This is a genomic window from Alphaproteobacteria bacterium (assembly GCA_041396705.1).
Classification (GTDB): domain Bacteria; phylum Pseudomonadota; class Alphaproteobacteria; order CALKHQ01; family CALKHQ01; genus CALKHQ01.
In genome coordinates, this window is the sequence record JAWKYB010000010.1 from 171,157 (window position 1) to 195,297 (window position 24,141).

At 69.1% G+C, this 24,141-nt stretch carries 23 protein-coding genes and 2 pseudogenes; 2 read left to right on the forward strand and 23 right to left on the reverse strand.

Features of this window, described 5'->3' with window-relative positions:
• Window positions 1–47: 47 nt before the first annotated feature.
• From R3F55_15735 to fumC, 3 genes are all read right to left on the reverse strand, one after another.
• Window positions 48–413, reverse strand: a complete 366-nt coding sequence (locus R3F55_15735) for a hypothetical protein (GenBank protein MEZ5668859.1) — start codon at window positions 411–413, stop codon at window positions 48–50.
• A gap of 119 nt (window positions 414–532) precedes the next feature.
• On the reverse strand, window positions 533–772 hold the full coding sequence (locus tag R3F55_15740) for a ribbon-helix-helix domain-containing protein (GenBank protein ID MEZ5668860.1): 240 nt from the start codon (window positions 770–772) through the stop codon (window positions 533–535).
• 16 nt (window positions 773–788) lie between these two features.
• A complete protein-coding gene (fumC, locus tag R3F55_15745; protein MEZ5668861.1) occupies window positions 789–2,183 on the reverse strand; it encodes a class II fumarate hydratase in 1,395 nt (464 codons plus the stop codon).
• A 168-nt stretch (window positions 2,184–2,351) separates the two neighbouring features.
• Between fumC and R3F55_15750 the strand changes: the two genes are divergently transcribed.
• A complete protein-coding gene (locus R3F55_15750; protein ID MEZ5668862.1) occupies window positions 2,352–2,990 on the forward strand; it encodes a 2,3-bisphosphoglycerate-dependent phosphoglycerate mutase in 639 nt (212 codons plus the stop codon).
• 11 nt (window positions 2,991–3,001) lie between these two features.
• On the opposite strand, the gene R3F55_15755 is transcribed toward R3F55_15750, so the two are convergent.
• The 19 genes and pseudogenes from R3F55_15755 to R3F55_15845 all read right to left on the reverse strand — a co-directional run bounded on the left by R3F55_15755 (window position 3,002) and on the right by R3F55_15845 (window position 20,104).
• Complete coding sequence (locus R3F55_15755) at window positions 3,002–3,637, reverse strand: DedA family protein (protein MEZ5668863.1); 636 nt, start codon at window positions 3,635–3,637, stop codon at window positions 3,002–3,004.
• 32 nt (window positions 3,638–3,669) lie between these two features.
• Window positions 3,670–4,722 (reverse strand): hypothetical protein, encoded by a 1,053-nt coding sequence (locus tag R3F55_15760; protein ID MEZ5668864.1) that lies wholly within the window; start codon window positions 4,720–4,722, stop codon window positions 3,670–3,672.
• A 101-nt stretch (window positions 4,723–4,823) separates the two neighbouring features.
• Window positions 4,824–5,888 carry a calcium-binding protein gene (locus tag R3F55_15765; GenBank protein MEZ5668865.1) on the reverse strand — a complete coding sequence of 355 codons (1,065 nt, stop codon included), beginning with the start codon at window positions 5,886–5,888 and terminating at the stop codon, window positions 4,824–4,826.
• 99 nt (window positions 5,889–5,987) lie between these two features.
• Window positions 5,988–6,743 (reverse strand): class I SAM-dependent methyltransferase, encoded by a 756-nt coding sequence (locus R3F55_15770; GenBank protein MEZ5668866.1) that lies wholly within the window; start codon window positions 6,741–6,743, stop codon window positions 5,988–5,990.
• A gap of 83 nt (window positions 6,744–6,826) precedes the next feature.
• The gene (locus tag R3F55_15775) at window positions 6,827–8,095 is read right to left on the reverse strand and encodes a calcium-binding protein (protein MEZ5668867.1); all 1,269 of its coding nucleotides are present in this window, start codon (window positions 8,093–8,095) and stop codon (window positions 6,827–6,829) included.
• A gap of 178 nt (window positions 8,096–8,273) precedes the next feature.
• Complete coding sequence (locus R3F55_15780; GenBank protein ID MEZ5668868.1) at window positions 8,274–8,969, reverse strand: hypothetical protein; 696 nt, start codon at window positions 8,967–8,969, stop codon at window positions 8,274–8,276.
• 314 nt (window positions 8,970–9,283) lie between these two features.
• Window positions 9,284–10,081: a calcium-binding protein gene (locus R3F55_15785; GenBank protein MEZ5668869.1), complete on the reverse strand. Its 798-nt coding sequence runs from the start codon at window positions 10,079–10,081 to the stop codon at window positions 9,284–9,286.
• A 69-nt stretch (window positions 10,082–10,150) separates the two neighbouring features.
• A complete protein-coding gene (locus R3F55_15790) occupies window positions 10,151–11,212 on the reverse strand; it encodes a calcium-binding protein (protein MEZ5668870.1) in 1,062 nt (353 codons plus the stop codon).
• A gap of 115 nt (window positions 11,213–11,327) precedes the next feature.
• Window positions 11,328–11,789, reverse strand: a complete 462-nt coding sequence (locus tag R3F55_15795) for a hypothetical protein (GenBank protein ID MEZ5668871.1) — start codon at window positions 11,787–11,789, stop codon at window positions 11,328–11,330.
• Window positions 11,743–12,357: a calcium-binding protein gene (locus R3F55_15800; GenBank protein MEZ5668872.1), complete on the reverse strand. Its 615-nt coding sequence runs from the start codon at window positions 12,355–12,357 to the stop codon at window positions 11,743–11,745. The genes R3F55_15795 and R3F55_15800 overlap by 47 nt, the downstream gene beginning before the upstream one ends.
• 45 nt (window positions 12,358–12,402) lie before the next feature.
• Window positions 12,403–12,525, reverse strand: coding sequence for a hypothetical protein (locus R3F55_15805; GenBank protein MEZ5668873.1), 123 nt, complete (start codon window positions 12,523–12,525; stop codon window positions 12,403–12,405).
• Window positions 12,522–12,941: a hypothetical protein gene (locus R3F55_15810; GenBank protein MEZ5668874.1), complete on the reverse strand. Its 420-nt coding sequence runs from the start codon at window positions 12,939–12,941 to the stop codon at window positions 12,522–12,524. Before R3F55_15810 ends, R3F55_15805 begins: the two co-directional genes overlap by 4 nt.
• Window positions 12,927–13,274, reverse strand: a pseudogene (locus R3F55_15815) (calcium-binding protein). The gene R3F55_15810 and the pseudogene R3F55_15815 overlap by 15 nt, the downstream one beginning before the upstream one ends.
• A gap of 158 nt (window positions 13,275–13,432) precedes the next feature.
• A complete protein-coding gene (locus R3F55_15820; GenBank protein ID MEZ5668875.1) occupies window positions 13,433–14,446 on the reverse strand; it encodes a calcium-binding protein in 1,014 nt (337 codons plus the stop codon).
• 77 nt (window positions 14,447–14,523) lie between these two features.
• Window positions 14,524–16,083 (reverse strand): tetratricopeptide repeat protein, encoded by a 1,560-nt coding sequence (locus R3F55_15825; protein ID MEZ5668876.1) that lies wholly within the window; start codon window positions 16,081–16,083, stop codon window positions 14,524–14,526.
• Complete coding sequence (locus R3F55_15830) at window positions 16,080–17,159, reverse strand: agmatine deiminase family protein (protein ID MEZ5668877.1); 1,080 nt, start codon at window positions 17,157–17,159, stop codon at window positions 16,080–16,082. The genes R3F55_15825 and R3F55_15830 overlap by 4 nt, the downstream gene beginning before the upstream one ends.
• A 26-nt stretch (window positions 17,160–17,185) precedes the next feature.
• A complete protein-coding gene (locus R3F55_15835; GenBank protein MEZ5668878.1) occupies window positions 17,186–18,313 on the reverse strand; it encodes an ABC transporter ATP-binding protein in 1,128 nt (375 codons plus the stop codon).
• A gap of 11 nt (window positions 18,314–18,324) precedes the next feature.
• On the reverse strand, window positions 18,325–19,191 hold the full coding sequence (locus R3F55_15840; GenBank protein ID MEZ5668879.1) for an ABC transporter permease subunit: 867 nt from the start codon (window positions 19,189–19,191) through the stop codon (window positions 18,325–18,327).
• Window positions 19,191–20,104, reverse strand: a pseudogene (locus R3F55_15845) (ABC transporter permease). Before R3F55_15845 ends, R3F55_15840 begins: the two are co-directional and overlap by 1 nt.
• A gap of 136 nt (window positions 20,105–20,240) precedes the next feature.
• On the opposite strand from R3F55_15845, the gene R3F55_15850 reads away from it, so the two are divergent.
• On the forward strand, window positions 20,241–20,906 hold the full coding sequence (locus R3F55_15850; protein MEZ5668880.1) for a hypothetical protein: 666 nt from the start codon (window positions 20,241–20,243) through the stop codon (window positions 20,904–20,906).
• A gap of 1 nt (window position 20,907) precedes the next feature.
• Here R3F55_15850 and R3F55_15855 read toward each other — a convergent pair whose 3' ends face one another.
• Complete coding sequence (locus tag R3F55_15855) at window positions 20,908–24,123, reverse strand: efflux RND transporter permease subunit (protein ID MEZ5668881.1); 3,216 nt, start codon at window positions 24,121–24,123, stop codon at window positions 20,908–20,910.
• Window positions 24,124–24,141: the final 18 nt, after the last annotated feature.

Genomic DNA, 24,141 nt, shown 5'->3' on the forward strand with positions numbered 1-24,141 from the left:
ACCAGGTCACCGCAACCGGGGCCGCGCATTCGATCTGGCGTCGCGCGTTACTGGATCGACGCGGCGCAGGTGAACGGGTAGGGCGCCGCGCCGGCGTGGATCACGGCACCCGGGGCGAGCCCCGGCAGCCCGGTATTGGCCATGCCGCTGTGACCGCCGTTGGTGTGCCAGACGATCTGGGTGCCCGGCGCGATGGCCTGGCTGCCGTTGTTGCGGATCAGCACGTCGGCGAGTACGTCGCCGCTGCCCATCATGCAGGTCAACTGCGGCAGCACCACGCCGGGAACGGCGGGGCCGATCTGCAGGTCCTGGGCGGCGCCGAAGCGCTGCGGCTGGTTGTCGGCGTGGGCCACGGTCGCAGCGCCGAAAGCGGCGGCGAGCGCGACGGCGGCGAGCATGCGGGAGGTCGTCATCGCTTGGTTCCTTTCCGGTTCCACGCGCTAGGCGCGCCTCGTTGCCCGGTAAGTCGCCGTGACGGCGCATCGGGTTCAATGGCCCTAACGATTTTTTTCGAATGGGCGGATCGGGCGCGCTACAGCCCCGCGCGCCGCTTCAGGTCGGCAACCACCAGCAGCCTTAGCGCGCTCGACAGGTTGGCTTGGCTGCGGGCGGCGTCGACCGCGGTGACCAGGCCATTCAGGGTCAGGCCGCGCGCGGCGGCGATGCGGCGCAATTCGTCCCAGAACGGCGCTTCCAGCGACACGCTGGTGGGGTGGCCGGCGATGCGGACGGAACGCTTGACGACGGCGCTCGGCTCGCCGTCCGCCGCCACGTCGGCCGCCCGCGCTTCAGTCGCGCGGGCCGATCATCGCCTCGGGCCGCACCCATTGGTCGAACTGCTCGGCCGTCAGCAGCCCCATCTCGACCGCCACCTGCTTCAGGGTCTTGTTCTGGGCATAGGCCGTCTTCGCCACCTTGGCCGCATTGTCGTAGCCGATATGCGGGTTCAGCGCGGTGACCAGCATCAGGCTTTCGTGCAGCAGCGTGTCGATGCGGTCGCGGTTGGCCTCGATGCCGACCACGCAGTTGTCGGCGAAGCTGACCGCGGCGTCGCCGAGCAGCCGGATCGACTGCAGCACGTTGTAGATGATCACCGGCTTGAACACGTTGAGCTCGAAGTGCCCGTTGGAGCCTGCGACGGTCACGGCGACGTGGTTGCCCATCACCTGGGCGGCGACCATGGTGATCGCCTCGCACTGGGTCGGGTTGACCTTGCCCGGCATGATCGACGAGCCGGGCTCGTTTGCCGGCAGGATCAATTCGCCCAGGCCGCAGCGCGGGCCGGAGCCGAGGAAGCGGATGTCGTTGGCGATCTTCATCGCCGATACCGCGACCACGTTCAGCGCGCCGCTCAGCTCGACCAGCGCGTCGTGAGCGGCCAGCGCCTCGAACTTGTTCTCGGCGGTGACGAAATCGATGCCGGTCAACTGGGCGGCCTTGGCGGCGAACAGCTCGGCGAAGCCCTTCATGGCGTTGAGCCCGGTGCCGACCGCGGTGCCGCCTTGCGCCAGCTGCAGAATGCGCGGCAGCGTCGCCTGGATGCGGGCGATGCCGTATTCGACCTGCTTGGCATAGCCGCCGAACTCCTGGCCCAGGGTCAGCGGCGTCGCGTCCTGGGTGTGGGTGCGGCCGATCTTGATGATGTCGCGGAACGCCTCCGCCTTGGCGGCCAGCGCCTGGTGCAGGTGGGTCAGGGCAGGAATCAGGTCGCGCACCGTGCGCTCGGCGGCGGCGATGTGCATCGCGGCCGGGAAAGTGTCGTTCGACGACTGGCCCATGTTGACGTGGTCGTTCGGATGCACCGGCTTCTTCGAGCCGACCGCGCCGCCGAGGATCGCGATCGCGCGGTTGGCGATCACCTCGTTGGCGTTCATGTTGGTCTGGGTGCCGGAACCGGTCTGCCACACCACCAGCGGGAAGTGGTCGGCCAGCGTGCCGTCGATGACCTCGTCGGCCGCCTTGACGATGGCGTCGCCCAGCGCTCTGTCCAGCACGCCGAGTTCCATGTTGGCCAGCGCCGAGGCCTTCTTCTGGATGCCGAGCGCACGGATCAGCGCCGCCGGCATGCGTTCGCCGCCGATGCGGAAATTCTCCAGCGAGCGCTGGGTCTGGGCGCCCCAGTAGCGGTCGGCCGGCACGTCGATCGCGCCGAGGCTGTCGGTTTCGCTGCGGGTGGCGGCCATGGGGGCGTCTCCTGGTGCTGGGCGGCCTGATCGGCTGCGGCGGGCGGCGCGATCATAGCCAGGATGATCCGCCGGTCGAGGCCGAATTTTGCCGGCGTTGGGGGCTCGAAGCACCGCCTCGATCTGCTATAAGGCGGGCGCCCGTCGCTTTCGCCCCGGAGACCGCCCATGAGCCGACTCGTCCTGCTGCGCCACGGCCAGAGCCAGTGGAACCTGGAGAACCGCTTCACCGGATGGCACGACGTCGACCTGAGCCCGCTGGGCGAGGACGAGGCGCGGGTCGGCGGCGAGCGCATGCACGACATCCGCTTCGACGTGGTGTTCACCTCGACGCTGAAGCGCGCGATCCGCACCGCGGAGATCGCGCTGGCGGCCAGCGGCCCGGCCAACGCCCACCTACATGGGCCCGACGGCTGGAAGCTGGTCAAGCACGACGATCTGCGCGAGCGCGACTATGGCGACCTGGTCGGTCTCAACAAGGCCGAGACGGCACAGAAGTTCGGCGACGAGCAGGTGCGGCTGTGGCGGCGCAGCTATTCGACCCGGCCGCCGGGCGGCGAAAGCCTGGAGGACGTGGTCGCGCGGGTGACGCCCTATTGGGACAGCCACATCCGGCCGGAGGTCGAGGCCGGCAAGAACGTGCTGGTTGCGGCGCACGGCAACACCGTGCGCGCGCTGCTGGTGGTGCTGGGCGAATACGATACCGCCGCGATCCCCACGGTGGAGATCCCCACCGGCGTGCCGCTGGTGTTCGACTTCGCCGACGGCCGACTCGGCAAGGGCCACTATCTCGACGGCGACGAGTAGGCCGGCACCGGTCAGTCCGCCGGCGGACCGTTCGACCGGCGCCGCCGGCGACGGCGGAACCACCACCAGCCGCCGGCGATGGCGAGCAGCAGCAGCGGTACGCCGATCGCGGCCACCCAGCCGAGGTGGCGCAGCAGATAAGGGATCACGTGCAGTTCGCTGCCGAACTCATAGGCCAGCGTCGACCACGTGCCCACCCATAGCGCCGCGCCGATCACGTTGGCGATCAGGAATGCCAGCCAGTGCATGCCGGCGGCGCCGGCCGCCAGGCCGTTCAGCTGGCGCAGCAGCACCACGAAGCGGGCGAACGCCACGATGATCGGGCCGCGGCGCTGGATGATCGCCTCGACCTTGTCCATCCGGGCGTGGGTGATGCCGAAGCGGGCGCCGTGGCGCACGATCAGCGGCCGCCCGCCGAAACGGCCGATGGCATAGCCGAGGTTGTCGCCGAGCACCGCGGCGACGAACGCGGTCAGCGCCACCGCGACGATGTTGATCTGGCCGGTGGCGGCGAAGGCGGAGAACAGGATGATCATGGTCTCGCCCGGCACCGGCATGCCGAAGGACTCGATGAAGACGCCGGCGAACAGCCCGGGCAGGCCGAGGCCGCGCAGCATCGCTTCGATGTCGGCCAGCCAGGATTCCATCGTCGTGAGTCAGGTCGCGCGGGTCTGGCCGCCTATTCCGCGGCGCTGCGCGCTGCGTCCCGGCTCCCGCGCGCCGCGTCCCAGGTCTGCCGCAGCCAGCGCGCGCAGGCGACCGAGTTCTCGAAGATCGAATAGTGCGCGCCGGCGCCATAGTCGATGCCGGGGATGAACTCGGTGGAGACCGTCGTCAGCGCGCTGTCGTCGCTGGCGGCGTGCCAGGCCATCAGCCGACGCAAGACCTCCTTCCACGGCTCCAGCGCGGCCTCGTCCCACGGGCTGTGCCACTGGCCCGGCTGCGGCGCGATGAACGGATACTGGATGCCGCGGCCGGTCAGGTCCTGCGGATGCAGCGACGACGGCAGGGAGTCCAGGCCCGGGTGGCTGGCCCAGACGTTGCGCGGGTTGTTCGGCACGACCGCGCGGGCGTGGACATGACCGACGAAGCCGCGCCCGATCCACAGGTTGGTCACGCCGGCGGGGTCGTAGGGGTCCAGCACCAGTTCGCCCGCCGCAATGGCACGGTCGATGCCGAACACCTGCTGCTCGCGCGGGTTGTCGATCTTGAAGATGACGTGGCTGTGGTCCAGCGTCATGCGGAACGGGACGCCGCGGGCCTCGACCAGGTCCGCCACCTGCGCCACCCGCCGGAAGTCCTCGGACCACATGTTCACATGCACTTCGAAGGTCGGCATGCAGCCGCAGGCCGCGCCGACGTCATAGGCACGCAGAGAGGTCTCGGCAACCTCCCGGTCGGTGACCAGCCGGTTCTCGGTGGCGTGGTCCATCATGATCTGGGTGTTGTGGACGCGGCTGCCCAGGCGGGCGCCGAGCCGCAGGTTGCTTTCCAGCAGCGCCTCGTCCCGGCCCAGCCGGTAGAACCAGCCGCCGGCCAGGATCGGCAGCTCGTATTTCTCGCTGGCGGCGCGATAGGCGCCCTCCTGGTCGGCCGGCGGCGTCTTGTCGAAATAGTCGTAGACGCCGGCCTGCCTGACCATGCGGAACTTGGTGTCGAGGTCCAGCGGCGCATCCGCACTGGTGTGGGTGACCCCGCTTTCGGTGATGCCGAACAGCAGCGTGTCGGCCATCCGCGATCCTCCCCGGTTGCCCGCGCCGGACGCGGCGCGGTGCCGTGACCGAGGCTAGCACAGCGCGGGCCCGCTGGCAGCGGGCCGATGCGCGGGAACGATCACAGCCAGAACAGGGCGATGCCGTCGGTCTGCAGGTCGTGGTTCTGCAGGACGAACAGCAGTGTGTTGGCGTCGTCGTAGACATGGGTGTCGTTGCCGACCGTCTCGGCCGAGAAGCCCTCGACCACGTCGCCTTCCGCGGCATTGTAGTCGGTCACCACGTTGACCAGCAGGTGCGGCGGCGCGACCGAGGGATTGGGCAGGTCGTCAATCACGAAATAGTCGGCGCCGGACCCGCCGGTCAGCACGTTGGCGCCGCCGCCGCCGACCAGGATGTCGTTGCCGGCGCCGCCGTTCAGCACGTCGTTGCCGTCCTCGCCGGCCAGTGCGCCCTCGCCGGCGTCGACCTGGCCGGGCAGCGGGTGGATCATGCCGGTGTCGTAGCCGCCGAACAGGATGTCGTTGCCGTTGCCGCCGTCGACCACATCGTCGCCGGTGCCGCCAGACAGGCGATCGTCGTCGGCCTCGCCATAGAGCGTGTCGTCGCCGCCGAGCCCGGTGGCGGTATCGTCGCCAGCGCCGCCGAACAGGATGTCGTCGCCGGCGACCAGGTCGGTGACGTCTTCGCCGAGCATGTAGTCGTTGCCGGCCCCGCCCTGCATCCAGTCGCTGCCGTTGCCGCCGCTCATCCAGTCGTCGACATCGCTGCCGATCAGGCTGTCGTTGCCGCTTTCGCCGTGCAGGTTGGCGCCGCCCGCCCCGGCGAACAGCGTATCGTCGCCGGCACCGCCATGCAGGTCGTCATAGCCGGCGCCGCCGTCCAGCGTGTCGTTGCCGGCGCCGCCCCACAGTTCGTCGCGGCCGGCTTCGCCATAGATGCGATCGTCGCCCTGTTCGCCGAAGATCGTGTCGTTGCCGTCGCCGCCGTGCAGGATATCGTCGGCGTAGCCGGGCGCGGTCAGGCTGGTCCCGGTCGTGGCGCGGTTGCCGTCGCCCCAGATCACGTCGTCGCCGGGAAAGCCGTGGATGTCGTCGGAGCCGGGGCTGCCGTACAGCGTGCCGCTGAGCTTGAGGTCGACGACCTCAACCCGCAGGTCGGTGTCTGTCGCGCGCGCGAATCCCATGACTGTGCTCCCTTCGACAATGCCTGAAGGGCAGTCGCACCGCGTCGGGCTTCGGTTCAACTGGGGGGCGTCGTTGCGCCGGATGCGCCGGCGGCGCGGTCAGGCCGCGCGCAGCTGACCGATTCGGCCGGCGAGCGGCCAGACGATGCGGCGCAGAAGCGCCGGGTCGCCCCAGGCCGCGCGCAGGTCCGTCGCGAATCCGGCGATCAGCGCGTCGTGGCCGGCCTTGCGCGCCTGGCGGCTGGCCGACCAGGTGTCGACATAACCGAGCAGGTCGTCGCAGGACCAGTCGCGCACGATCGCGGTGTCGGGAAACTCCAGTTCCGCGAACGGGAACGGCATATCGGCATAGCGCCGCTCGACATGCCTGCGCTCCGGCGGCCAGTAGGGCGCGATCTCGTGCCAGTAGAACTGCCGGAACCGCGCCTCGACGCCTGCGTCGTCGATGTGCAGCACGCCGTAGGTGACCAGCGCGATGACCGCCCCTGGCGCGGCCATCGCCTGCGCCGCGGCGTAGAAGGCCGGCAGGTCGAACCAGTGCGCGGCCTGGGCGGCGACGACCAGGTCGACCGAGCCGGCGTCGGCGCAGGCCTGCTCGGCCGGGGCCTGCCGATAGCGGACATGCGGATGCGGGCTGGCGTGGGCGATCTGCTCGGCGCTGGCGTCGGTGGCCAGCACTGCGTCGAAGCAGTCGCCGAGCAGCACGGAGAGCTGGCCGGTGCCGCAACCGACGTCGAGCGCCAGAGTCCGCCGCGGCGCCAGGGCGGCCAGCGCCTCGGCCAGCGCCGGCGGATAGGTCGGCCGGTGCCGGGCGTAGCGGTCCGAACCGTCGAGAAAATGATTGGTCGCCGCCATCCGGATCCGATCCCGCGCATGTCCGCACACGGCGCCGGCGCGGCCGACGCCCCGACGACGCTATCACGGCCGCGCGCCCGCGGTCAGGTCCAGATCAGGTTCAGGCCGTCGGTGGCGAGGTCGTGGCCGGTCAGCACGAACAGCAGCTGGTTGGTGTCCGACAGGACGTGGGTCGCCGTGCCGACGCTGATGGCGCTGAAACCCTGCACCACATCGCCGTCGGCCGCATTGTAGTCGGCGATCGTGTTGAACGAGAAATCGGCGTTGAGCGCGAACGGTCCGCCACCGGTCAGCTCGATCGAGGCCAGGAAGGTGTCGGCGCCGTCGCCGCCGGTCATCAGGTTGGCGCCGCCGCGGCCGACCAGGATGTCGTTGCCGGCGCCGCCGTCGAGGATGTCGTTGCCGCTGTCGAGGCCGGGGGTCGACCAGGCGTCGACCAGGATGTCGTCGTCGTCGCCGCCGAGCAGAATGTCGGCGCCGGGGCCGCCGAACAGGGTGTCGTCGCCGGCGCCGCCGTCGGCGGTGTCGTTGCCCATGTGGGCGTCGATGATGTCGTCGCCGCCGCCGCCGAAAATGGTGTCGTCGCCCGGCACGGCGCCGCTGTAATAGTCGTCGCCCCAGATGACGTCGTTGCCGCCGGCCGCGTCGATCACATCGTCATGGTCGCCGCCCTGAAATCGTTCGGCGTCGTCGCTGCCGTAGAGTGCATCGGCACCCATGCCGCCCAGCAGCGTGGAGAAACCGCCGTCGTTGTACAGGGTGTCGTTACCGCCGCCGCCGTCCAGGGTGTCGTGGCCGGCGCCGCCGTGCAGCACGTCGTCGCCCCATCCGCCATAGAGCTGGTCGTTGCCGTCGCCGCCGTCCAGGTTGTCGTCGCCGAATCCGCCGATCAGGATGTCGTCGCCGCCGTGGCCGTAGAGCACGTCGTCGTCGAGCGCCAGCGCATCCCAGCCGTCGGTGCCGTTGCCGAGAATGGTCTCACCGTAGTCGCTGCCGTGGATGACGTCGTCGCCGTCGCTGCCATAGAGCGTCATTGGCGTCAGCACCAGCGGGCCGGTGTCGGTTGCGGCCGCCACGTAGCTGCCGCCGCCGTTGATCGGCGGCGGCAGCGTCTCCGGAGCTTCGGCCGGCTCGCCGAAATAATGGGTGCGGAGGAGGGCGGCGAAGTCGACTTCCAGGCCGGTGCCGATGGCGCCGCCGCGCGCATCCGACGTGCCGTCGGCGGCGGTGCGCGGGTCGGCAAGCTCGGCACTGGCGCGCGGGTCGCCGCCGGCGGTCTTGGCCGCGGGCTCCATCGTGTCCGTGTCGTCGATGCGCAGCTGCGCCTGGGTGCGTTCGGTGCGGGTCGCCATTGCCGCAACCTCCCTCTGCTGTCCTCGGTGCTGAGGGTGGGTCGCGACGGCGGCGGCATCGGTTCACCCCGAAAGCGGGGCGAGGGCACGGAGCGGCGCGTCGGAAACGCCCGGAGTCACCCGACGGCGTCGCCGCTGCCAGCGCTCGGTGCGCCGCGGACGCCGCGGCGCCGGCGGCCTACCAGAACTTCCACCATGGTCGTGCCCGTCCGGCGACGGCAGGAGACGGCGCGGGCGGCTGCGACGGACGTGGAGCGGCCGGCTGCGTTTGGCCGGCTGCGGTCGCGCCTGCCGACGACGGCGCGCCTTCCGACGCGTCGTCCGCCGCTTCGGTGGGCCCGGCTTGCGACAGCATGCGCAGTACCTCTGCCATCGTGCTGTCGTCGACATCGTCGTGGCGAAACCCGGTCAACGCCTTGCCGATCTCGGCGGGCAGGTCGCTGTCATAGGCGCCACTCTTGCTTTTCGGCGCCTCGCGCTGGCGTCGCGCTTCCAACCGCGCCCGCACCTCGGCCAGCTCCGGCGGCAGGTCGCCCTGAAGCTGCAGTGCCGGTTTCTGGTTGCTGTCGTACCAGATGCTCCAGCGCTGCTCGCCCGATGCATAGCTCTCGAGCCGGGCGTGACCGGCGTTCTCGACGATGTGGAATTCCAGCAACTCCGTAGGCAATGTCTGGCTCTGCGCGAAATCGTGCGCGGCGAGGTCGTAGGCGCCGCGGTCGTCGACCAGGATCAGGTACCAGCCGGGCAGCTCCAGCCCCATCAGGTCGGCCGACTCGGCCGGCGCCATCTCGCCGGTGCGCTCGGCGCCGAACGCCGCGCAGGCGTCGTCTGCGCTCATGCCCTTGAATGCCACCCAGCTCATCGTGAAACTCATGGGGCGGTCCCTCTCCGACGAATTGATCGAACCCAGGTTTGCACAATTTACACGATGCACGTGCAATGGAAATCGTCTCAGGTCTCTTCCCGGCGAGTAGCCGGCCGGTTCCTCCGCATCGCGGCCGCGAAAGAGGGTTCATGTGCGGCAAGGCGATTTTCCGCTCTCCGGCAACCATGACGAGTATTTATCCGCCATGATAACAACCTTAGTGGAGTGCAGCAAGCCAGAATTCATGATTTGTTCCGAATGGCGAGCCGCCGGCTGCCGACGCTGCCGCGCAGCGGTCCGCAGCCGGGTGCCGGTCCGGCCGATCAGCAGTACCAGTTGATGCCGTCGGCGCCGGCGTCATAGCCCTCCAGCACGAACACCAGCGTCTGGCCCGAATAGACCCAGGTGTCGCCGCCGACCACCGTGAAGCTGTCGCCGGTCACCCGGTCGCCGTCGGCCGCGCAGTAGTCCATGATCGAGTCCGCCAGGCCGTAGCCGGTGCCCTCCAGGAAGGTGTCGGCGCCGCTGCCGCCGTAGAGCGTGTTCCAGCCGCTGCCGCCGACCAGCAGGTCGTCGCCCGCATCGCCATAGGCGACATCGTTGCCGCCATGGCAGTAGATCGCGTCGCTGCCGTCGCCGCCGTGCAGTTCGTCGTTGCCGTTGCCGCCGAGCAGCTGGTCGTTGCCGCTGCCGCCCCAGATCGCGTCGTCGCCGTCGTCGCCGACCAGGTAGTCGTTGCCCGCCCCGCCCTGGATGATGTCGTCGCCGGCGCCGCCGAGGCCCCAGTCGTCGCCGTCGCCGGTGGACAGGAAGTCGTCGCCCTCCTCGCCGAGCAGTACGTCGTTGCCGACGCCGCCCAGCATCATGTCGTCGCCCAGGCCGCCGAACAGCAGGTCGTGGCCGCTGCCGCCGGAAAGGTAGTCGTCGCCGCCGAGGCCCTTGATCACGTCGTCGCCGCCGTTGCCGTAGAGATGGTCGCCGAACGCGCCGCCGAGAATGTCGTCGGCGCCGGCGCCGCCCTCGATCACCTTCGGCTGCACCAGGATGTCGCCGATGGTGTCGAGGCCCGGCCGCAGCGAAGGAGCGGTCACGGTTGTCTGGATCGTCGCGGTGCGCAGCATTCTGTCCTCTCCATCGGGTCGGCGTCGATGCTTGGTCGCGCCAGCCGTCCGCGCGGTTCAATCGGCGCGTCAGAGCGGGATGAGGGCGATGCCGCCGACGTCGGCGTCGTAGTCGGCAAGGATGAACAGCAGCGTGTTGTCGGCGGCATAGACATGCGTGTCGTTGCCGATCACCGTTGTGTGGTCGCCCTGCACCGCATCGCCCTCGCCATGGACGTAGTCTGCGACCACGTCGGCGATGCCGTCGGCCCCGGCCAGGAAGCGATCCGCGCCGCTGCCACCGACGAGCAGGTCGGCGCCATTCGCGCCGAGCAGCCAGTCGTCGCCGGAGCCGCCGTAGAGCGTGTCGGTGCCGTCGCCGCCGCCGATCGTGTCGCTGCCGGCATCGCCGTGAATGACGTCGTTGCCGCTGCCGCCGGTCAGGATGTCCTGCCCATCGTCGCCGTGGATCGAATCGTTGCCGAAGTCGCCGTCGATGGTGTCGTCGCCGCTGCCGCCGTAGAGCACGTCGTCGCCATGGCCGCCGTCGATCAGATCGTCGCCGGCGCCGCCATCGATGAAGTCGCCAAGTTGCGCGACGGACGGGAAGCTGAGCACGAAGCCGCGCGTCTCCCCCAGCAGGTCGTCGTTACCGTTGCCGCCCAGAATGGTATCCGCGCCCGAGCCGCCGGCAATGGTGTCGTCGCCGTCGCCGCCATAGGCCGTGTCGTTGCCGGCACCGGCGGCGATCAGGTCGTCATCGTCGCCGCCGTCGAGGAAATCGGTACCGGTGCCCGCTTCGATGGTGTCGTTACCCGCGCCGCCATAGACGGTGTCGTCGCCGGCGTCGGCATGGAGCAGGTCGTCGCCGTTTCCGCCGTAGAGCAGGTCGTCGCCATATCCGCCGAGGATCGTGTCCCAGCCTTCTTCGCCGTAGAGCGTATCGGCATCGGCGACGAACGGGTTGGCGGAGCCGTTGCCGACGATGAGGTCGTCGAACGGGCCGCCGTGGATCACGTCGTTGCCCCAGCTGCCGAAGAAGGTGCCGCCAAATGCATTGGGCTCGCGCGCCGGCGGGTTGCGGCCGATGCCGCTGCCGTGGAGTGCACCCAGGTCGGCGGACAGGATCGGGTCGATGACGGCTCTGGCCATTTGGTTGCCCGCTGCTCCGGGTTGCGTTGTACAGTGGTCGCCGCCGCCCTGCCGGCGGTTCACTTCGCAACATGATCTGCCGGCAGCCCGTGCACGACGCGTCGACGTCGTTCAGTCAGTATCCTGTCAGGGCGATGCCGTCGCTGTAGGCGTCATAGTCGGCCAGCACGAACAGGGTCTGGCCGGCGTGGTAGACATAGGTGTGGTTGCCGATCACCTCGTAGGAGGTGCCGGCCACCGTGTCGCCCGCGGCAAAGGAATAGTCCTTGATGACATCGGGGTTGGCGTCGAGATAGCCCTCGAACCGGTCGGCGCCGGCGCCGCCCCACAGCGTGTTGGTGCCGGTGTAGCCGTCGATGGTGTCGTCGCCGTCGCCGCCTTTGATTATGTCGTCGCCGGCACCACCTTCGATGACGTCGTCGCCGGCTTCGCCAAGCAGCTGATCGGCGCCGTTATCGCCATAGAGCGTGTCCTGATCGTCGCCGCCCAAAATCCAGTCGTCGCCGGCGTCGCCGTGCAGCGTGTCGTTGTCAGGGCCGCCAAGGATGACGTCGTTGCCGTTGCCGCCGAAGACCACGTCGTCGCCAAAGTAGGCGACAATGAGATCGTCGCCGGCGCCGCCGTCGATGAAGTCGGCATTGTTGGTGCGGGTGGCAAACGCGCTGGGGGCTTCGCCCGAATATTGTCGTCGCCGTCGCCGCCAGCAGCGAATCTGCGCCGAAGCCGCCGACGAGGTAGTCGTCGCCGGCGCCGCCTTGGATGACGTCGTCGCCGAAGTCGCCATAGGCGTAGTCGTTGCCGGCGCCGCCGTCGATGCTATCCGCGCCGCTGCCGCCGAAGATTGTGTCGACTCCGGTGCCGCCGAGGAGTGTGTCGGCTCCGGTGCCGCCGTACAGCTCGTCGTCGTCGTCGCCGCCGTCAAGCAGGTCGTTGCCGTCCTTGCCGTAGAGACTGTCGTTGCCGATGCCGCCATAGAGCTTGTCGTCGCCCGCGGCGCCGTCGAGCAGGTCGGAACCGCCCTCGCCGTAGAGCGTGTCGTTGTCGGGGACGAACGGGTTCGGTGTGCCGTTGCCGAAGATCCAGTCGTCGGACGCCGTGCCGTGAATCACGTCGTTGCCGGTGGCGCCGTAGATGTAGTTGGGCATGGCTGGTCCCCGATGGAGTGTGCGGCAGGGCTTCGCGTCGAGGCGTCAGTATCCGGTAAGGGCGATGCCGTCGCTGTAGGCGTCGTAGTCGGCCAGCACGAACAGGGTCAGGCCGTTGTGGTAGACATAGGTGTGGTCGCCGATCACCTCGTAGGAGGTGCCGATCACCGTGTCGCCCTCGGCAAAGGAATAGTCCTTGATGATGTCGGGCTTGGCGTCCAGCCAACCGTCGAAATGGTCGGCGCCGGGGCCGCCCCACAGCGTGTTGGTGCCGGTGTAGCCGTCGATTGTGTCGTCGCCGTCGCCGCCATAGATGATGTCGTCGCCGGCGCCGCCATGCAGCTGGTCGGCGCCGGCGTCGCCGGCGTGTCCTGATCGTCGCCGCCATGGATGTAGTCGTCGCCGGCGTCGCCGTGCAGCGTGTCGTCGTCGTAGCTGCCCCAGATCGTGTCGTTGCCGCTGCCGCCGAAGACCACGTCGTTGCCGTCGTCGGCGCTAATGTGATCGTCGCCGGCACCGCCGTCGATATAGTCGGCGTTGTTGACGCGAGTGACATAGGTGCCGTTGCCGGTGTCGCCGAGGATGTCGTCGTCACCGTCGCCGCCCAGCAGCGTGTCGGCGCCGAACCCGCCATAGATGTCGTCGTCGCCGGCGCCGCCGTGGATGGCGTCGTTGCCGCCTCCGCCATCGGCGACGTCGTTGCCGGTGCCACCGTCGATGATATCGACGCCGTTGCCGCCAAGCATGAAGTCGTCGCCGTTGCCGCCGAGGAGAATGTCGGACCCGTCGCCGCCGTACAGCCCGTCGTCGTCGTCGCCGCCGTCGAGCAGGTCGTTTCCGTCCTTGCCGTAGAGATGGTCGATGCCGGTGCCGCCATAGAGCTTGTCGTCGCCCGCGGCGCCGTCGAGCAGGTCGGAGCCGCCCTCGCCCGTACAGCGTGTCGTTGTCCGGGACGAACGGGTTCGGCGTGCCGTTGCCGAAGATCCAGTTGTCGCCGTTGTCGCCGTGGATCACGTCGTTGCCGGTCCCACCGTAGATGTAGTCGGTCATGGCTTGTCCCCGATTGAATGTGCGGTCAGGCGGGCAGCAGGAGAATTCCGCTGGCGTCGGCGTCATAACCGACCAGCAGCAGCAGGGCGGTGCCGTCGGCGGCGAGCACATGGGTGGTGCCGTCGATCACCTCGTAGTGATGGCCGACCGCCAGATCGCCGGCGGCATGGCTGTAGTCCATCACCAGGTCGGCGATGCCGTCCTCGCCCGGCACGAAATGGTCGGCGCCGGCGTCGCCATAGAGCAGGTCGATGCCATAGGAGCCGTTCAGCCAGTCGTTGCCGGCGCCGCCGTGCAGGGCGTCGAAGCCGTCGCCGCCGTCGAGGACGTCGTCGCCGTCGCCGCCCCAGAGCTGGTCGTTGCCGCCATCACCGAACAGGCGGTCGTTGCCGCCGTCGCCGTGCAGCAGATCGTCGCCCTCGTCGCCATGGGCAGTGTCCGCGCCGGCTCCGCCGCTGACGGTGTCGTCGCCGCTCATGCCGTAGATCACGTCGTTGCCGTCGCCGCCCGCGATGGAGTCGTCGAAGGATTCGGTGCGCGACGTCGGTTGCGGCGCGAACACGCGGTCGTCGCCCCAGATATGGTCGTCGCCGGCGCCGCCGTCGATCGAATCCGCACCGGCACCGCCGCCGATACCATCGTCGCCGCCGCCACCCAGCATCAGGTCGGCGCCGCGGTCGCCATAGAGCGTGTCGTTGCCGGCGCCGCCGTCGAGCAGGTCGTTGCCGCGGCCGCCGTCGAGCAGGTCGTCGCCGTCGCCGCCGAACAGCGAGTCGTCGCCGCCCATGCCGAGGATCGTGTCCCAGCCGCCCTCGCCATGGAGCGTATCGGCATCGGCGATGAACGGGTTCGGCGTGGCGTTGCCGACAATCAGGTCGCCGAACTCGCCGCCGTGGATGATATCGTCGCCGGTGCCGCCGAAGAAGGTGCCGCCGATCGCGTCGGCGGCCGGCGGCGGCGGGCCGGTGAGATCGAGCAGGGCCGACAGGTCCGGGACGAACCCCGATACGATGGTGTCGCTTGCGACGGTCCGCGCCATGGCGCCCTCCCCATTGTCCCATGAGGAAGTCGCGGCGAAACCTCGCGCGGTTCACACCGGCGGGATGGAAATGCGGGTCAGCCTTCGTAGAGCGAGCAGCGGTCCGCGATGCAGGCGTCCAGCGCCGCGTCGAAGGCGGCGTCGCGCACGTTGCCGTCGGGCCCGACCGGATAGCCATGCGCGGCGAGCCGGCGGTAGTAGGCGCGGATCTGGCTGGTTCCGCCGGCGGCGATGGCACGGTCCAGGTCTGCGCGCGCGGCGTCGGCCCGGCCGAGCGCGATCAGGATGACGCCCGCCAGGTGATAGGTCTCCGCCACGCCGTCGGCGGTTGCCAGCGCGGCGTTGACGTGGCGCAGCGCGGTGTCGGCGTCGCCGAGCAGGTAGAAGGCCTCGGCCAGGTCCTGGCGGGCGATCTGGCTGTAGGGATTGACGCGGACGATGTCCTCCGCCAGCCGCTCGACCGCCTCGCGGTCGCCCAGCAGCGCCAGCGGCACGGTCATGCCGCTCTCCAGCGACGGATCGCCATTCGCGTCCCAGCCACGCTGGAATGCCGCGACCGAATCGCCGTACTCGCCCGCCTTCAGATAGGCCTTGCCGAGCAGGCCATAGGCCCAGGGGTCGCCGTGGGTGGCGGCGATCGCCTCTTCCACCATTGCCTCGCCTTCCTCCAGCCGGCCGGTGACGATCAGGGCATAGCCGAGGTTGCCGAGGGTGAAGGCGTCGTCGGGTGCGAGCTGCAGGCTTTCCCTATGGTCGGCGATGGCCAGCGAATAGTCGCCGTTGCCGGCATGGGCCATGCCGCGATTGTCCAGGGTCAACGCGTCGTCGGGGTCCTGCTGCAGCAGGGCGGTCTGGTCGGCGATGGCGAGATCGTAGGCGCCGCGCTCGTAGAAGATGCCGGCGCGGTTGCGCAGCGGCACGCGCTCGTCCGGCAGCCGGTCGATGGCGCGGTTCAGCGACTCCAGCGCGCCTTCCAGGTCGTTGCCCTGCCATTGCAGCAGCGCATAGTTGTTGTAGGACCAGCCGTAGTCCGGGTCCTCGGCGATGGCGCGGAGGCAGTCGTCCTCGGCCTCGGGCAGGTGGCCCATGTTGTAGTGGCAGGCGCAGCGGTCGGCGAACACCGGCGCCGACGTCTCGCCCAGGTCGATGGCCTTGGTGAGGTCGCCGAGCGCCTCCTCCCACTCGCCGATCTGCATCAGCGCGATGCCGCGGTGGCTGTAGGCGGCGGCGTAGCCGGGATCGATGGCCAGCGCGTGGTCGAGGTCGGCAAGGGCGCCGTCGATGTCGCCGAACATCAGCGCGATCTGGCCGCGGCAGTCGAATCCGGCGGGCAGGCGCGGCGCGGCGCCGATGGCAGACTCGCAGTCGGCAAAGGCGGAGCGCAGGTCCCCGCTCATCCGATAGGCCTCGGCACGCTCGCGGTACAGGCCTGCGATCGGGCCGCCGGTGGTCTCGCCGGCGTCGATCGCGGCATCGATCAGCTTGCCGTAGAGCAGGGCGACCACCGACCACTGGCCGGCCTCGCGCGCCCCCTCGATCAGCTGCTCGGTGTCGCGGTCGGCATGCGCCGGACCGGCGTACAGGGCCAGCGAGGCCAGCGCGGCAAGCACGCGGCGGCTTGTGCGGCCCCGAATCACCCCTTCCGGTCCTCGTCGTCGGTCGTGCCCGCCGCGTCGGCCGCCGTCACCCGCGGCTGCTGCTGCGTGATGCAATGGATGCCGCCGCCGCCGGCGACGATGTCCAGCGCGGGAATCTGCTCCACCATCCGGTCGGGGAAGGCGGCCGCAACGATGTCGTTGGCTTCGTCGTCCATCGGGTCGTCGAACGCTGGCATGATGACGGCCTTGGTGTCCCCGGCACCGGCAAGATAGAAGTTGAGATAGGACAGAATCATCCGTTGACCATTGTGCTCCCGGCGCGCGGGCTGCGGCAGCGTGACCACGTCGAAGACGCGGCCCGAAGTGTCGGTCGCACCGCGCAGCCGGGCCAGGTTGTCCCGGAACACCGCGAAGTTCGGATCGTCGGCGTCGTCGCAGTCGATGGCCAGGATGCGATTCTCACCGGCGAAGCATGCCAGATTGTCGACATGCCCGTCCGTGACGTCCTGTTCATAGCCGGCGCCCAGCCACAGCACCTCGTCGATCCCCAGATAGGCCCGGAACACCGCCGCAGCGCCCGCCGCGTCCAGCCCTGGATTGCGGTTCGGGTTGAGCACGACGGATTCGCTGGTCAGCAGCGTGCCGGCGCCGTTGACGTGAATGGCGCCACCTTCCAGCACGATCGGCGCGGCGAAGCGGGCGGCGCCGGTTCGTTCCATGACCAGGCGCGCCGCCGCCTTGTCGGCGGCCGTCTCCGCCACGCGCCCGCCCCAGCCGTTGAACATCCAGTCGACCGCGCCGAGCGCGCCGTCGGGTCCGACCAGGAACGTCGGGCCGAAGTCGCGCAGCCAGGGCTCGCCATAGTCGGTCATCATGGTCTCGACCGTGTCGCCGCAGCGCAGCGAAACGTCGGCCAGCTCGGCCGGGGCGGCCAGCATGGTCACCGGCTCGTAGCGCGCGATCGTCCGCGCCACCTCGGCGTAGGCGTCGCGCGCCGCCTCCAGGCGCGCGCCCCAGTTGCCCGCACCGACCGGCCAGGCCATCCAGCAGCGGTCGTGGTCGGCCCATTCCGGCGGCATGACGAAGCCTGCTGCGGCGGGCGGCGCGTCCGGCATCGGGGATCCTCAGCGGCGAACGGGGGTTACTCGGTCAACAGGATGACGCTGTCGGGCGACCAAGTCACGCCGATTTGGGACCCGGGGGTCAGCAGCTTGGCCTGGGCCTGGTCGCCGGAGTTGGTGGCGAGCAGCTTGATCGAGTGGCCGGTGTCCAGCGTCAGCTGGCAGATCGAGTTCTCGCCCTGATAGGCGGTGGCGCTGAGCCGGGCGTCGAGATAGTTGCAGTCGTGGGAGCCGCCATTGGCCAGTTCGAGCCGTTCCGGCCTGATCGCCACCCAGATCCGGTCGCCGACGCCGACCCGGTCGGTGCCCGGCGCGGCCGCCGCGGCGGCGATCGGCGCCTGCAGCTCTTCGCTCTCGATCCGGATCAGGCCGTCGGCGCGCCCGGCGACCCGGCCCTCGAACAGGTTCACCGAGCCGATGAAGTCGGCCACGAACCGGCTGTTCGGCCGCTCGTAGATCTCGTCGGGCGGGCCAATCTGGACGATGCGGCCGGCATTCATCACGCCGATGCGGGTCGCCATGCTCATCGCCTCCTCCTGGTCGTGGGTGACGATGATGAAGGTGATGCCGACCTCGTGCTGCAGCCGCTTCAGCTCGAACTGCATCTCCTCGCGCAGCTTCTTGTCCAGCGCGGACAGCGGCTCGTCCAGCAGCAGCACCTTCGGCTGCTTGACCAATGCGCGCGCCAGGGCCACGCGCTGGCGCTGGCCGCCCGACAGCTTGTCGGGACGGCGGTTCTCGTAGCCGGACAGCTTGACCATCTCCAGCGCCGCCGCGACGCGCTTGCGGCGCTGGTCCGCCGGCACGCCCGAGACCTTCAGCCCGTAGCCGACGTTCTGCGCCACCGACATGTGCGGGAACACCGCGTAGGACTGGAACACCATGTTGACCGGCCGGCGGTTGGGCGCGATCCGTGCCATGTCCTGGCCGTCGATCACGATGCGGCCGCCGGTCGGCGTCTCGAAGCCGGCGAGCATGCGCAAGAGCGTGGTCTTGCCGCAGCCGGACGGGCCGAGCAGCGCGAAGAACTCGTTGCGGGCGATGTCGAGGTCGACGTCGTCGACGGCAACGACGGTTTCGCCGTAGGTCTTGCGCACCTGCTCGATGGCGATGATCGGCGGCGGGGTCGAATAGACAGGATCGGCCAAGGCGGGCTCCCTCAATGTCCTGAACGCACCGGCGACTGCAGCCGCAGGGCGATGACGGTGATGACGATGGTCATCACGATCAGCACGGTCGAGGCGGCGTTGACCTCGGGCGTCACGCTGAAGCGGACCATCGAGAAGATCTTGATCGGGAAGGTCGGCGTGTCGGGGCCGGCGCTGAAGAAGGTGATGACGAAGTCGTCCAGCGACAGCGTGAAGGCCAGCAGCGCGCCGGCGATCAGCCCGACCTTCATGTGCGGCAGCATGATGTCGCGTACGATCTGCCATTCGCTGGCGCCCAGGTCGCGTGCCGCCTCCGCCAGGCTGCGGTCGAAGCCGGCCAGCCTTGCCCGCACCACCACGGTGACGAACGGGAAGCAGAAGGCGATATGCGCCGCGGTGATGGCGGTCAGGTTGATCGGCCACGGCGCCTCGCGGGCATAGTCGAACCAGCCGATGCGGCTGAAGAACACCATCAGCGACACGCCCATGCAGATCTCGGGGATGACGATGGGCAGCGCGCTCAGCCCCTCGAACACCGGCTTGCCGACGAAGCGGAAGCGATACAGGCCGAGCGCGACCATCCCGCCGAGGATCGTGGATATCAGCGTCGCGACCACGGCGATGGTCATCGAGTTGAAGAATGCCTCGATCAGGCCGGCGTTGCGCGCCGCCTTCTCGTAGTAGTCGAAGGTGAAGCCCTGCCAGACGATGTTGCGCCGGCTGTCGTTGAAGCTGAACACGATCAGCGTGACGATGGGCAGGTAGAGGAACAGCAGCACGAAGCCGATGATCAGCCGGATCCACAGCTTGCGCGAATAGTCGAGCGGTCCGGCCGGGGCCCTGCCGCCGCGCCGCCGGCGCTGTGCCGCGGCCGCCATCAGAAATCGGAGCCCTTGCGGCCGGCGGCGAGGCTGCGCAGCGCCAGTGCGCCGAAGGTGGCATAGAGCAGCACGAACGACAGCGCCGCGCCGAACGGCCAGTTGTTGGCAGCGCCGAACTGGCGCTCGATGACGTTGGCGATCATCGCGTCCTCGGTGCCGCCCAGCAGCTCCGGCGTCAGGAACGAGCCGAGCGCCGGGATCAGCACCAGGATCACACCGGAGATGATGCCCGGCATCGCCAGCGGCACCACCACCGCGAAGAAGGTGCGCAACTGGCCGGCGCCCAGGTCCAGGCTGGCCTCGAGATAGCTGCGGTCGAGGCGTTCGACGGCGGCATAGAGCGGCAGCACCATGAACGGGAAGTGGACATAGACCAGGCCGATCAGCACGCCGACGCGGTTGTACAGCATGTTCAGCGGCTCGAATTCCTCGCCGAGCAGCGCCATGTCGCCGAGGCCGATCCAGGCGAGCAGCCCGTCGCCCTGCGTCCACAGCCATTCCAGCCCGAAATTGACCTGGCCCTGGCTGCGGAACACCGCGATCAGGGCATAGTGTGGATCAGCAGGTTGGTCCAGAACGGCAGGATCAGCAGCAGCAGCAGGAACGCCTTGGCCCGCGGCGGCGCGAAGCTGACGCCCAGCGCAACCGGCAGCCCGACCACCAGGCAGATCAGCGTGGTGAGCGCCGCCATCCACAGCGAGCGAACGAAGATCTGCAGGTACTCCGGCTCGAAGACCCGCAGATACTGGCCGAAGGTCCAGTCGATCTCGACATTGGTCAGGTCGACCTGGCGGCCGAAGCTCAGCACCCAGACCAGCGACAGGGGAACGAGAAAAAACAGCGCGAGCCAGACGGTCGCGGGCGACAGCAGGATGGCGAACGTATTGGGCGCGCGGCGCCAGGATTCCATGCCCGGTTCGGAGCCTCGTAGACAGCCTCAGCACCCGACGTTAGTCGGCAATGGCCGGCAGTGCCACATCGATTTGGCCGCTCGCGGCGCTATGGAGGCGACCTCGGGCTCGGCCGCCTTGCCGCCTTGCGGCCGGATGGCGCGCACCGCCCGCCGGCATGCGGTTGCGGGGCAGCGCGGCAGACGCGCCACGTCCGCCGCGTCGGGGCGAAACGGCAGGCGCGCAGGTGCTGTGCGGCGGCTCACAGCCGCAATAGGATGGCGTCACCACATCCCGGCCACTGTCGGGGAACAGGAGAATACCGTGATCGATTTCGATATGAGGCGGGGGCATCGCGGCGCGATGACCCGCAATCTCTTCGTCGCGGCATTGGTCGCGCTCGTCGGCCTGACGGCGCCGGCATTGGCGCAGCAGGCGACGCTTTGGCATGTCGCCGACGGCGACGGCGACGGCGACGACGGCAACAATGACGACGACTCCGATGATGACGACGACGACGATGCGAACGGGAACGGCATCCCGGACGACAACGAGTCCGGTAGCATAAGTGCCGACCGCATGGAGGCCGAATGCCAGGCCACCGCGCGTCCGGAGATCTGCCTGAGCTACTTCCAGTTCAACTGCCAGTATTACGGCTTCCCGCTGGCCTGCGCGATGGCGAACCTCGGCGGCAACTGCTATGGCGGCGACCCGGGCCAGTGCCAGTATTTCGTCGGCCTGATGCAGGCCAACAGCGCCTGCATTTTCGGCGACCAGAGCGCCTGCGCCTACATCATGCAGCAGCCGATCATGCGGCAGTAGCTCACTCCGCGGCCGCAGCGACCTCGCTCTTGCCGGGTCTGGGCGCTTCGCTGCGGCCGGTCGGCTGGGCGTCGCTGCGGCCGCGCCCCTCGATGGTGGCGACGAACAGCGACATCAGCGGCGGCACGATGGCGAGGGTCAGCACGGCCGACAGCGTCAGCCCGCCGACCACGACGGAGCCCAGCCCGCGATAGAGCTCGGAGCCGGCGCCGGGGAACAGCACCAGCGGCAGCATGCCGAACACGCTGGTCAGGGTCGACATGAAGATCGGGCGGATGCGGTTGCGGGTGGCGTGGGCGATCGCCGCCTCTGGCGACATGCCCTCGGTGCGGATGTTGTACAGGGTCTGGTGCACCAGCAGGATCGCGTTGTTGACGACGATGCCGATCAGGATGACGAAGCCGAGCATGGTCAGCATGTCCAGCTTCTGGTCCTGATAGATGTTCAGCACCTGCAGGCCCAGCAGCCCGCCCGCCGCCGCGATCGGCACCGACAGCATGATGATCAGCGGATAGACGAAGCTCTCGAACAGCACCGCCATCACCAGATAGACGATCACCACCGCGATCAGCAGGTCGAGCACCATGGCGTCCCAGGTTTGCGCCAGCTTGTCGGCGGTGCCGGACAGGGAGAACTTGATCTCCGGCGGCACGCCCTGGCCCTCGACGCCGCCGACGACCTGCTCGTTCAGCAGGTCGATGGCGGTCTCCAGCGGCATGTCGGGCGACGGGGTGATCTGCAGCGTGATCGTCCGGCTCTGCTCCAGGTGGCGGATCTCGGTCGGGCCGGCGGTCAGCACCACGTCGGCGACCGAGCCCACCGGCACGATGTCGCCGGACGCGGTCACCAGCGGCAGCGCGCCGATGTCCTGGGTGCTTTCCGCCTCGCCGATGGCGCCCTTCAGCGTCAGGTCGATCCGGTCGCTGCCGACGGTGATCTCGTCGGCGCGCAGCCCGTCGTTGAAGGCGTCGACGGTCTGGCCCAGTTCGACCGCGGAGACGCCGTTGTCGGCCAGCCGCAGGCGGTCCGGATAGAGGCGCACTTCCGGCGCGCCGAGGGTCAGGTCGGGCAGCGGGCGGGTCTGGTTGCCTTCGGTGAACGGCAGCACGCCCATGGTGGCGCCGAAGGCACGCTGCGCCACGCCGATGATCGTCTCCAGCTCGTTGCCGGAGATGTCGAGGTCGATGCTGCGGCCGCCGCCGAGCCCGCGGCCGAACAGCGACGGTTGGAAGAAGAAGCCGAAGGTGCCCGGCTCGGCGAACACCGCGCCCTGCATCGGCGGAATCAGCTCGCCGGCCCGGTCGAGCTCGACCGCGGCGCCGCCGATGAAGGCCTGCGATTTCAGTGCGACGGTGAAGAAGCCGTCGAATTTCGGAACGCCTTCATCCGTCTCCTCCGGCCCGCTGACGGTGCGCCAGAGCGGACGGGTGGCATCCTCGACCCGACGCGTGATCGCGGCGTTGGTCTCCAAATTGTAGCCGGGCGGCGGCAGCACGATCCCGAACACGAAGTTCTGGTTGCCGGTCGGCAGATAGTCGAGGTCCGAGCGCAGCAGGTAGACGAAAGCGCAGGCGCCGGCGACGATTGCGCCGACCGAGACCAGCGCCAGCATCTTCGACTTGACCACGCTGCGCGCGAATCCGGTGGTCAGACGCACGAAGCCGCGGCCGAAGTCGTCGACGATCGGCAGCCGCATGATCTCGTCGTCGGTCGGCGCGTGGGTCAGCAGCTTGTTGGCCAGCGCCGGGATCACGGTGATCGACACCAGCAGCGACAGCAGCACCGACACCGAGATGGCGACCGCGATGTCGCGGAACAGCTGGCCGACCTCAAGCTCCATGCTGAGGATCGGGATGAACACCATCACCGTGGTCAGTGCGGAGACCAGCACGGCGCCCCAGACCTGGGCGGCGCCCTTGTAGGCCGCCTCCGACCGCGACAGCCCCTCCTGGCGCAGGCGGTAGATGTTTTCCAGCACCACGATGGCGGCGTCGACCACCATGCCGACGGCAAAGGCGATGCCGGCCAGCGAGATCACGTTCAACGTGCGGCCCAGCACCGCCATCGCGACGAACGAGCCGATCACCGACACCGGAATCGACAGCGAGACCACCAGCGTGGCCCGCCACGAGCGCAGGAACAGCAGCAGGATGCCGGCGGCGAGCAGGCCGCCGTAGACGATGTTCTGGTTGACCAGCTCGATCGCCGAATCGATGTAGACCGTCTCGTCGTAGACCTGGGTCAGCTGCAGGCCTTCGCCGGGCAGCACCGTCTGGTTCAGCTCCGCGACGACGGCGCGCACCTCCTCCATCGTCTCGATCACGTTGGCGCCGGAATCGCGCACCGTGTTCATGGCGATCGCCGGCTCGCCGAAATAGCTGATCAGCGCGTCCGGGTCCTTGTAGGCGAAGCGCACCTCGGCGATGTCGCCGATGGTGACGCGGCCGATGCCGCCGACCGCGTCCTCCTCGCTGCGCACCAGCACCGCGCGGACCTGATCCGGGTCGCTGAGCGAGCCCTCGGTGCGCACGGTGTAGCTGCGCTTGCCCTCGTCGACGTCGCCGGCGGAGATCGAGGCGTTGGCGGCGCGCAGCGCTGCGGCGACCTGGCTTACCGTCAGCCGGTATTGCGACAGACGGATCGGATCGACGATCACCTGCATCTCGCGCTCGGTGCCGCCATAGGCATTCACCGTGGCGACGCCGTCGATGCGCAGCAGCCGGTCGGCGATGACGTCGTCGACCAGATCGCCGTAGGTGTGCATCGGCTGCTCGTTACCCGGCAGCCGGTTGAGCACGAACCAGGCGATGGCGTTGTCGTTGGCGCCGGAGGTCGCCAGCGTGGGCTCGGACGCCTCGTCGGGATAGCCGGTGACCCGGTCCAGCCGGTTGGAGACCAGCAGCAGCGCCCGGTCCATGTCCTGGCCGATGGCGAATTCCAGCGTGATCTCGGCCTGGCTGCTGCGCGACGAGCTCAGCATCCGCTGCAGGCCCTCGACGCCCTTCAGCGCCTCCTCCTGCTTGTTGACGATCTCGCGCTCGACCTCGGCCGGTGCGGCGCCGGGCCAGAAGGTGGTGACCGTGATCACCGGCTCGCGCACGTCCGGCGCAAGCTGGATCGGAATGGTGACCAGGCCCATGTAGCCGAACAGCAGCACCATCAGCACCGCTGCGATCACGGCGATCGGCCGGGCGATGGAGACGTGGATCAGGTTCATGGCCGCGGGCCCCGGCGC

Excerpts from the sequence above, each read along its gene's own strand:
- R3F55_15735 (MEZ5668859.1), bottom strand. The coding sequence starts at position 413 with ATGACGACCTCCCGCATGCTCGCCGCCGTCGCGCTCGCCGCCGCTTTC.
- fumC (MEZ5668861.1), bottom strand. The coding sequence starts at position 2,183 with ATGGCCGCCACCCGCAGCGAAACCGACAGCCTCGGCGCGATCGACGTG.
- R3F55_15750 (MEZ5668862.1), top strand. The coding sequence starts at position 2,352 with ATGAGCCGACTCGTCCTGCTGCGCCACGGCCAGAGCCAGTGGAACCTG.
- R3F55_15755 (MEZ5668863.1), bottom strand. The coding sequence starts at position 3,637 with ATGGAATCCTGGCTGGCCGACATCGAAGCGATGCTGCGCGGCCTCGGC.
- R3F55_15760 (MEZ5668864.1), bottom strand. The coding sequence starts at position 4,722 with ATGGCCGACACGCTGCTGTTCGGCATCACCGAAAGCGGGGTCACCCAC.
- R3F55_15765 (MEZ5668865.1), bottom strand. The coding sequence starts at position 5,888 with ATGGGATTCGCGCGCGCGACAGACACCGACCTGCGGGTTGAGGTCGTC.
- R3F55_15770 (MEZ5668866.1), bottom strand. The coding sequence starts at position 6,743 with ATGGCGGCGACCAATCATTTTCTCGACGGTTCGGACCGCTACGCCCGG.
- R3F55_15775 (MEZ5668867.1), bottom strand. The coding sequence starts at position 8,095 with ATGGCGACCCGCACCGAACGCACCCAGGCGCAGCTGCGCATCGACGAC.
- R3F55_15780 (MEZ5668868.1), bottom strand. The coding sequence starts at position 8,969 with ATGAGTTTCACGATGAGCTGGGTGGCATTCAAGGGCATGAGCGCAGAC.
- R3F55_15785 (MEZ5668869.1), bottom strand. The coding sequence starts at position 10,081 with ATGCTGCGCACCGCGACGATCCAGACAACCGTGACCGCTCCTTCGCTG.
- R3F55_15790 (MEZ5668870.1), bottom strand. The coding sequence starts at position 11,212 with ATGGCCAGAGCCGTCATCGACCCGATCCTGTCCGCCGACCTGGGTGCA.
- R3F55_15800 (MEZ5668872.1), bottom strand. The coding sequence starts at position 12,357 with ATGCCCAACTACATCTACGGCGCCACCGGCAACGACGTGATTCACGGC.
- R3F55_15820 (MEZ5668875.1), bottom strand. The coding sequence starts at position 14,446 with ATGGCGCGGACCGTCGCAAGCGACACCATCGTATCGGGGTTCGTCCCG.
- R3F55_15830 (MEZ5668877.1), bottom strand. The coding sequence starts at position 17,159 with ATGCCGGACGCGCCGCCCGCCGCAGCAGGCTTCGTCATGCCGCCGGAA.
- R3F55_15840 (MEZ5668879.1), bottom strand. The coding sequence starts at position 19,191 with ATGGCGGCCGCGGCACAGCGCCGGCGGCGCGGCGGCAGGGCCCCGGCC.
- R3F55_15850 (MEZ5668880.1), top strand. The coding sequence starts at position 20,241 with ATGGCGCGCACCGCCCGCCGGCATGCGGTTGCGGGGCAGCGCGGCAGA.
- R3F55_15855 (MEZ5668881.1), bottom strand. The coding sequence starts at position 24,123 with ATGAACCTGATCCACGTCTCCATCGCCCGGCCGATCGCCGTGATCGCA.